This is a genomic window from Streptomyces pseudogriseolus (assembly GCA_002154585.1).
GTDB classification, from domain to species: domain Bacteria; phylum Actinomycetota; class Actinomycetes; order Streptomycetales; family Streptomycetaceae; genus Streptomyces; species Streptomyces pseudogriseolus.
In genome coordinates this window covers 1-7,667 of record MUNG01000365.1, presented here as the reverse complement: position 1 = coordinate 7,667, position 7,667 = coordinate 1, and the positions used below count along the sequence as shown (strand labels likewise).

Sequence of the window (7,667 nt, the reverse complement as noted above, 5' to 3'; positions counted from 1 at the left end):
GTACGGGGCGCGGTCATGGGGTCGACCCTAGGCAGCACGCCCCGGTCGACCCATGTGGTCGCGCCCTACAGTTCAGCCGTTTTCAGTAGGGTCGAGCCATGTGGGTGCGGGCTCGAACCAGGTGGGCGCGTCGGCCACGGCCTGCTTGATGCGGAAGCTCGCGAAGTCGTTCAGCTCGGGCAGCGCGTCCACCGCGAACCAGGCGACGTCCAGCGACTCGTCGTCGTTCACCCGCGCCTCGCCGCCGACGGCACGGCAGCGGAAGGTGATGTCCATGAACTGGCAGATGTCGCCGTTCTCGTACGTCACCGGCTCCAGGGCCTGCACCAGCACCACCCGCTCCACCGCGCAGCGCACGGCGGTCTCCTCCTCGACCTCCCGCACCGCGCAGTCCGCGGGCTGCTCCCCCGGGTCGGGGATGCCTCCGATCACCGACCACCTGCGGGTGTCCGCCCGACGGTTGAGCAGCACGCGGCCCTCGTCGTCGAAGACGAGGGCCGTGACGCCGGGCAGCCACAGCAGCTGGTGGCCGGCCGAGGCGCGCAGGGTGCGGATGAAGTCAGGAGTAGCCATGCCCCGACCCTAACGGGCGCCCGGGGGCGCGTCCGGGCGCTCCTGGAGCGTTCACCTACCGGTCGCCGGTGCGCCGGGCGCGTACCCGGGCGGCCACGCCCCAGCCGAGACCGCCCGCGGCGAGGAGGACGAGAGCGATCTCCGGGAGGGTGCCGAGGCGGGTGGCCGGGGTCTGCGAGGTGCGCAGCGGCACCTCCTGCACCAGGGTGTCGGCGACGAACATCCCGGTCTTCCGGGTGATCCTCCCGTCCGGCATGATCACGGCGCTGACGCCGCTGGTGACCGGCACGGTGACGGCGCGGCTGTGCTCGACGGCGCGGACCCGGGACATGGCGAGCTGCTGGTAGGTCATCTCGCTGCGGCCGAAGGTGGCGTTGTTGCTGGGCACGGAGATCATGCGGGCGCCGTCGGTGACGGTGTCGCGCACGGCCCAGTCGAAGGCGGCCTCGTAACAGGTGACCAGGCCGACGGCGGCCCCGTCCCGGTCGAACACGCCCGGCTCGGAGCCGCGGCTGAAGTCCTGGCGGACCATCGAGGTCCACTCGTCGTTGATCGCGCCGACCACGGAGCGCAGCGGGAGGTACTCGCCGAACGGCTGGATCTGCCGCTTGTCGTAGACGTCGACGGGGCCCTTCACCGGGTCCCAGAGGACCTGCTCGTTGAGCAGCTTGCCGTCCCGGGTCACCACCGCGCCGACCGAGATGGGCGCGCCGACGGCCTTCGCGGCGCCGTCGATCACCTCGCGGGCGTCCTCGTTGGTGAACGGGTCGATGTCGGAGGAGTTCTCCGGCCACAGGACGATGTCCGGGCGCTCGACACGGCCGGCGGCGACCTCGGCGGCCAGCCGTCGCGTCTCGCGCGCGTGGTAGTCGAGGACGGCCCGCCGCTGGGAGTTGAAACCGAGACCGAGGCGGGGCACGTTGCCCTGGACGACCGCGACGGTCACCGTGCCGCTCTCGGCCTTGTCGCTGACCAGGGCGCGCGAGGCGAACGCCCCGGCCACCGGCACGGCGACGCTCAGCACGCCGACGACCGCGGCGGCCCGCCGCAGGGTCCCGGTGCGCCGCGCGCGCACGGCGAGCCGCGCCGTCTCGAACAGGCCGAAGCCGCACAGCACCACGGCGAAGCCGAGCACCGGGGTGCCGCCGAGCGCGGCGAGCGGCAGGAACACTCCGTCCGCCTGGCCGAAGGCGACCTTGCCCCAGGGGAAGCCGCTGAACGGCACGCGCGCGCGTGCCGCCTCACCGGCGATCCACAGTGCCGCCGCCCACACCGGCCAGCCGGGCAGCCGCGTCACCAGGGTGATTCCCGCGCCGACCAGCGCGACGTACACCGCCTCGATCGCCACGAGCGCGAGCCACGGTCCCGGGCCGACCTCCACGCCCGTCCACACCAGCAGCGGCAGCAGGAAGCCGAGACCGAAGAGGTAGCCGAGGCCCAGGCCCGCCTTCCAGCTCCGGCCACGCAGCACCCAGGCGAACGCGGCGAAGGCGGGTACGGCGAGCCACCACAGGGTGCGCGGCGGGAAGCTGACGTAGAGGAGGAGGCCCGCGAGCGCGGCGGCGCCGGCCGGGAGCAGGCGCGCGCGCCACTTCTCCCAGGCCGAGGGCATGGTCTGCGGCGGCGGGGGTTCCGACGCGTCGACGAGAGGTGCGGTGACGGTCACCCGGGGGAGTTTACGGCGCGCGCCGTGGGGCCGGACAGCACGGTCGTACGGCGCCGGGGCGGCCGGACGGCGCACGCTTTCGGCGCCGGTCACCGTTTCCGCGCGGGTCGTCACCAGACGTCCCCAAACGGGCCACCAGCCGTTACCGTGTGCCGGTGCCTTGTCCGCGCGGCCCGACGGGGGGTGCGCGGGCGAGGACCGTCACATGGCTCGGGGGCACGACGTGGGCGGGGTGCGAGCGGGGTGGGTTCCAGAGGTTCGACGGACAGGGCGTCCGCCCGTGGTGACGCGGACGGCGAGAGACGGACAGGACCGGACGCGGCCGGGGTGGTGGTGCTGGGCGCGTGCGCGGCCTGGCCCCTGATCACCGCGGCGGCCCGTGACGGCCGGCCGGAGGGGATGCTGCTCGCGGTGCTGGCCGTGGCGGCCGGGTACGCGGCCGGCCGCATCGGCGGGGCGCTGCTGCCGGTGGCCGCGCCCTGCGCGGGTGCGCTGGCCGGGATCGCCCTCACCGCGTGGGTCCCCCATCTGGCACCGGGTCCGCAGATCACGGCCCCGCTCGGGCACGCCGGGGCGACGACCGCCATGGTGATCCTGTCGGCGGGGGCCGCCTGCTGCGCGGCCTGGGCGGCCTCCGTCCCGGCGGTCCGGTCGGCGATGCGGCTGGTCGCGGCGGGCATCGCGGTGACGGCGGCGGTACTCGGCTCGGTCACGGGGTGCGTGGCCGGGGCGGCGGTGCTGGCGGGCTCCCTGGCCGCCGGCCGGGTACGGCGCCGTGGCGCCGCCCTCGCCGGTCTGGGCCTGGCCGTCGCCGGGGCGGCCGGGCTGACCTGGGCCGTCGCCGGGCACGCGGTGCCGGAAGGTTTCGCCGCCTCACTGGAGGGACGGCTCACCCCGCACCGGGTGGCGCTGTGGCACGACGCGCTCGACCTGGCCCGCACCCACGCGGGCCTGGGCGTGGGACCAGGACGCTTCGGCGAGCTGAGCACGGCGTCCCTCGCGTCCCCGCTGTCCGACGGCAAGCCGCACTCCGCCCCGCTCCAGTTCGCGGCGGAACAGGGCGTCGTCGGGGTACTGCTGCTGGCGGCGGCGTTCGGCTGGCTGCTGTACGCGCTGTGGCGCAGCCCGCGCCCGACGCCGCTGGTACTGACGGCGGCACTCGCCCTCACCGCCCTCGCGGCCGTCGCCACGGTGGGCAACGCCCTCAGCTTCACCGCGGTCGCGGTCGGCACGGGTTTCCTCGCAGGCCTCGCCACGTCCCGCCCCTTCACCTTGGACACGGCCCGCCGCACGGGTGAGGTACGGGGCGGGGCGGTCCGGTGAGGACGCCGGGGTTGGATCACCTCACGGTGGCGGGGGTGAAGGGCCCGGTCCGCCCGGTGCAGCGGGCCCGAACTCGCGCCCGCTCCCGGGGGGCGCGACCGGGCGTCCCGCGCGCGGGCAGCTACGTACCTCCGTATCAGCGCGAGAGCTGGGGACAGCGGCACCGGCCAGGGTGGGCGGGGAATGGTCCACCCGGCCTGGCGGGCCCAGCTTGAGCCCGCCCCCGATCAGCTCGGCCAGTCGTCCAGCACGCAGGCAGCTACGCACCAGCGCGAGAGCCGAGGACTACGGCGTCAGCCTCCGAGGTATGCCGGGACCGAACCGACCCCATCCGGCGGGACCAAACTCGCACCCGCCCTCGGCCGACTCCGCCGGGCATTTCGCGTAAGCATCTCCGTAGCAGTGCGACAGCCGAGGCTAGCGGCGCCGGCGCCCGAGATGCGCGGGGACTCGACCGCCCGATCCGGCGGACCCGGACTCGCGCCCGCCCTGGGCCAACTCGACCGGGCATCCCACGCAGGCATGCCCGTACCAGCGCGACAGCGGGCGACAGCCCCACCGCCGCGCCGGACGCCGCGTCACCGGCCGAGCCGCCCGGTACCTCGGGCCACCGGCTGCCTCGGCGGACGCCTGGCCGTCACCGCCGAGCGGTCGCGGGGTTCGTCGAGGACGGGCGCGAGCCAGGCCGCCTGACTCGCCTCCCGGTGGGACAGGCGCCTACCCGCCCGCCGCCCGCCGGAGGCGACCCGCGGGCCGCCTCACAGCTTCGCGTCCGGCCTTCCCAGCCGGAGGCGGTCGCGGATGACGCGGACCGCCGCCTCCGCGTCGTCCACCGTCACGGTGAACGTGTGGCCGTCCGCGAGGCGGAGGATCACGCCCTCGCCGCGGCGGACGACGACCGCCGTGCCCCGCTCGGGGCGCCAGCGGTAGCCCCAGCCGCCCCAGTGGCGGGGGGTGACGTGCGGGGCGAATTCAGCGCCGGCGACGTGGGAGAGGGGGATGCGGCGGCGCGGCACGCCGATGTGGCCGCAGCGCACCTCGAGGTGGTCCTCGTCGACCCGCAGCGCGACGTGCACGAAGGCGAGGGTGCCGAACAGCACCAGGAGTCCGGCCGCGATGCAGCCGACGACGGCCATGGCGAGGGGCGCGACGGCGGACGTCCACGCGGAGTCGACGGCCAGGGCGATGCCGAGCGCCATGCAGGCGGCGCCGATCAGCGCCAGCAGCCACTGGAAGCGGGCGGTGGCGCGACCGGTCCAGACCTCGGAGTACGGGCCGTGCTCGCCCGGGCGTGAGCGGTGGTCCCTCATGCCTCGAGGTTACTCAGGATCCGCTGCGTCGGTACCGCGTCGCGGGGCGTTACTGAGCCGTCCGGGCGGGGACGGCCGTCTGGAGCAGCGTGCCCTCCGGGTACGTGAGGGCGGCGTCGGGCAGCGCGCCGGGGCGTCCGCTGAGCAGCACGGTGAGCGAGCCCGTGGCAGGGGCGTCGGGGGCGGGCTGTTCGCCGAGCCGCCGCAGGGCCTGGGCGGCGACCGCGCCGGCGGAGCCGTGCAGGGCGAGCGGCTGCGGGCCGGGGCGCTGCACGGCGGCGCGGATGCGGTCGGCGACCAGCTCGTAGTGGGTGCAGCCGAGGACGACGGTGGTCACGTCGTCCGGGGTGAGCGCGGCGGCCGCGGCGACCGCCTCGTCGATCGCCGTGTCGTCCGCGCGCTCCACGGCCTCGGCCAGTCCCCAGCAGGGCACCTCGGTGACGGTGACGTCCGCGGCGAACCGTTTGATCAGGTCGCGCTGGTAGGGGCTGCCCGTGGTGGCGGGGGTGGCCCAGATGGCGAGCGGGCCGCCGCCGGCCGCGGCCGGCTTGATGGCGGGGACGGTGCCGACGACCGGCAGGTCGGGCTCGTGGCGGGCGCGCAGCGCGGTGAGGGCGTGGACGGTCGCCGTGTTGCAGCCGACGATCAGGGCGTCGGGCCGGTGCACGGCGGCCGCCTCGGCGACGGCCAGGGCGCGCCGGGTGAGGTCGGCGGGCGTCCTCGGTCCCCACGGCATGCCGTCCGGGTCGAGGGAGAGCACCAGATCGGCGTCGGGGCGCAGTCGCCGTACCGCGGCGGTGGCCGCCAGCAGTCCGATTCCGGAGTCCATGAGCGCGATCTTCACCCGGCCACGATAGACGATGAGCCGTCGCGGGGCCGTGCCGTGGGGCAGACTGCGGACGTGAGCGCCGTCGTGTGGAGTGCCGCCGTGTCCCTCGCTGCCTGGCTGTGGCTGCTGCTGTTCCAGGGGTGGTTCTGGCGCACGGACGTGCGGCTTCCGGCGTCGCGGGACCCGGACGCGTGGCCGGACGTGTGCGTGGTGGTGCCCGCGCGGGACGAGGCGGCGGTGCTGCCCGCGAGTCTGCCGTCGCTGCTCGCCCAGGACTATCCGGGCCGGGCGGAGGTCGTCCTGGTCGACGACGGCAGCACGGACGGCACCGGGGACCTGGCGCGGGAGCTGGCGCGGCGGCAGGGCGGTCTCCCGCTCAGGGTGGTGTCGCCGGGCGAGCCGTCGGCCGGGTGGACGGGCAAGCTGTGGGCGGTGCGGCACGGCATGGAGCTGGCCCGCGCGCGGGACCCCGAGTACCTGCTGCTGACGGACGCGGACATCGCGCACGCCCCGGACAGTCTGCGCCGGCTCGTGGCGGCGGCCCGGACCGGCGGCTTCGACCTGGTGTCGCAGATGGCGCGGCTGCGGGTGGAGAGCCTGTGGGAGCGGCTGGTCGTGCCGGCGTTCGTGTACTTCTTCGCACAGCTCTACCCGTTCCGCCGGATCTCCCGGCCCGGGTCGCGGACGGCCGCCGCGGCGGGCGGCTGTGTGCTGCTGCGCGCCGACGCCGCCGCGCGGGCGCGGATCCCGGACGCCGTGCGGCACGCCGTGATCGACGACGTGGCCGTGGCCCGCGCGGTGGGCCGGAGCGGCGGGCGGATCTGGCTGGGGCTCGCGGACGGCGTGGACAGCGTGCGCCCCTATCCGCGGCTGCGCGACCTGTGGCGCATGGTGTCGCGCAGCGCGTACGCGCAGCTGCGGCACAGCCCGCTGCTGCTGGCGGGGACGGTCGCCGGTCTGACGCTGGTGTACCTGGTGCCGCCGGCCGCGGTGGCCGTGGGCGCGGCGGCGGGGAGCGTGCCGTGCGCGCTGCTGGGCGGGGCGGCGTGGCTGGTGATGGCGGGGACGTACGTCCCGATGCTGCGGTACTACCGGCAGCCGCTGTGGCTCGCGCCGCTGCTGCCGGTGACCGCGTTCCTGTACCTGCTGATGACGGTGGACTCGGCGGTGCAGCACCGGCGCGGGCGCGGCGCCGCCTGGAAGGGCCGCACCTACGCCCGCCCGGAGACCGCCGCCGAGGAAGGCTGACGGACGTGGAGCCGACGGGCGGATCGCCGGCAGGCGCACGGCCGACGGCCCGTCACTTGCGGCCCGGTGTCCAGTTCATGCCCCAGCCGTAGGCGTGGTCGACGGTGCGCTGCGGGCTGACGCCGCGCTCCGGGACGAGGTAGCGGGCCTCGCGCTGGACTACGAGGTCGCCGCCGTTGTTGGTGATGAGCGCGAGCGCGCACACCGTGGAGGGGACGGTGCACTCGTCCAGGGAGAAGTCGACGGGCGCCCCGTGCTGCGGGCGGAGGGTGACGGTGGCGTGCAGGTCGGCGAAGGAGCGGGCGCCCTCGTAGATGGTGACGAAGACGAGGATGCGCCGGAACTGGTTCTTGTGGTCCAGGTTGACGGTGAGGTTCTCGCCGCTCGCCGAGGCGCCGGTGCGGTCGTCGCCGTCGAGGTGGATGAACGGCGGTTGGTGCAGCGAGCCGAAGGCGTTGCCGAGGGCCTGGACGACGCCCTTCCTGCCGTCGGTGAGCTCCCACAGGGCGCACAGGTCGAGGTCGAGGTCGGAGTGCATGGCGACCGGGCGGCCCAGCTTGGCGGCCCAGCCGGAGAACTGCTTGCGCACCTCCCAGTTGAGGTTGACGTGCAGGGCGCCCGAGGTGCCGCCCTGCTTGGTCAGCGACACGGAGGGCGCCGCCTTGGTGAGCGTCACCTTGGTGAGCTGGACGGGCGCCGGCGGTGCGACGGGCCGGGG

The 7,667-nt window shown here is 75.6% G+C and carries 7 protein-coding genes; 2 read left to right on the top strand and 5 right to left on the bottom strand.

Features of this window, described 5'->3' with window-relative positions; genetic code table 11:
* Nucleotides 1-72: 72 nt before the first annotated feature.
* Together CCN29_RS27670 and lnt are read right to left on the bottom strand one after the other, a co-directional pair.
* Entirely contained in the window at nt 73-573 is a 501-nt protein-coding gene (locus CCN29_RS27670; RefSeq protein WP_006136435.1) for an NUDIX hydrolase, read from the bottom strand.
* 55 nt (nt 574-628) lie between these two features.
* Nucleotides 629-2,239 carry an apolipoprotein N-acyltransferase gene (lnt, locus tag CCN29_RS27665; RefSeq protein ID WP_107481738.1) on the bottom strand — a complete coding sequence of 537 codons (1,611 nt, stop codon included), beginning with the start codon at nt 2,237-2,239 and terminating at the stop codon, nt 629-631.
* A 327-nt stretch (nt 2,240-2,566) separates the two neighbouring features.
* On the opposite strand from lnt, the gene CCN29_RS27660 reads away from it, so the two are divergent.
* Nucleotides 2,567-3,562, top strand: coding sequence for an O-antigen ligase family protein (locus tag CCN29_RS27660; RefSeq protein WP_086685333.1), 996 nt, complete (start codon nt 2,567-2,569; stop codon nt 3,560-3,562).
* Between the two features lie 758 nt (nt 3,563-4,320).
* On the opposite strand, the gene CCN29_RS27655 is transcribed toward CCN29_RS27660, so the two are convergent.
* Together CCN29_RS27655 and CCN29_RS27650 are read right to left on the bottom strand one after the other, a co-directional pair.
* Nucleotides 4,321-4,872, bottom strand: coding sequence for a hypothetical protein (locus tag CCN29_RS27655; RefSeq protein ID WP_006136438.1), 552 nt, complete (start codon nt 4,870-4,872; stop codon nt 4,321-4,323).
* Between the two features lie 49 nt (nt 4,873-4,921).
* Complete coding sequence (locus CCN29_RS27650) at nt 4,922-5,716, bottom strand: glutamate racemase (RefSeq protein ID WP_006136439.1); 795 nt, start codon at nt 5,714-5,716, stop codon at nt 4,922-4,924.
* A 39-nt stretch (nt 5,717-5,755) separates the two neighbouring features.
* On the opposite strand from CCN29_RS27650, the gene CCN29_RS27645 reads away from it, so the two are divergent.
* Entirely contained in the window at nt 5,756-6,949 is a 1,194-nt protein-coding gene (locus CCN29_RS27645) for a glycosyltransferase (RefSeq protein ID WP_086685331.1), read from the top strand.
* 52 nt (nt 6,950-7,001) lie between these two features.
* On the opposite strand, the gene CCN29_RS27640 is transcribed toward CCN29_RS27645, so the two are convergent.
* The coding region (locus tag CCN29_RS27640; RefSeq protein WP_442538518.1) for a TerD family protein at nt 7,002-7,667 on the bottom strand (666 nt) is incomplete at its 5' end.

What these genes read in the sequence shown, in the direction of transcription:
- CCN29_RS27670 (WP_006136435.1), bottom strand. Translation starts at nt 573, where the DNA reads ATGGCTACTCCTGACTTCATCCGCACCCTGCGCGCCTCGGCCGGCCAC.
- CCN29_RS27655 (WP_006136438.1), bottom strand. Translation starts at nt 4,872, where the DNA reads ATGAGGGACCACCGCTCACGCCCGGGCGAGCACGGCCCGTACTCCGAG.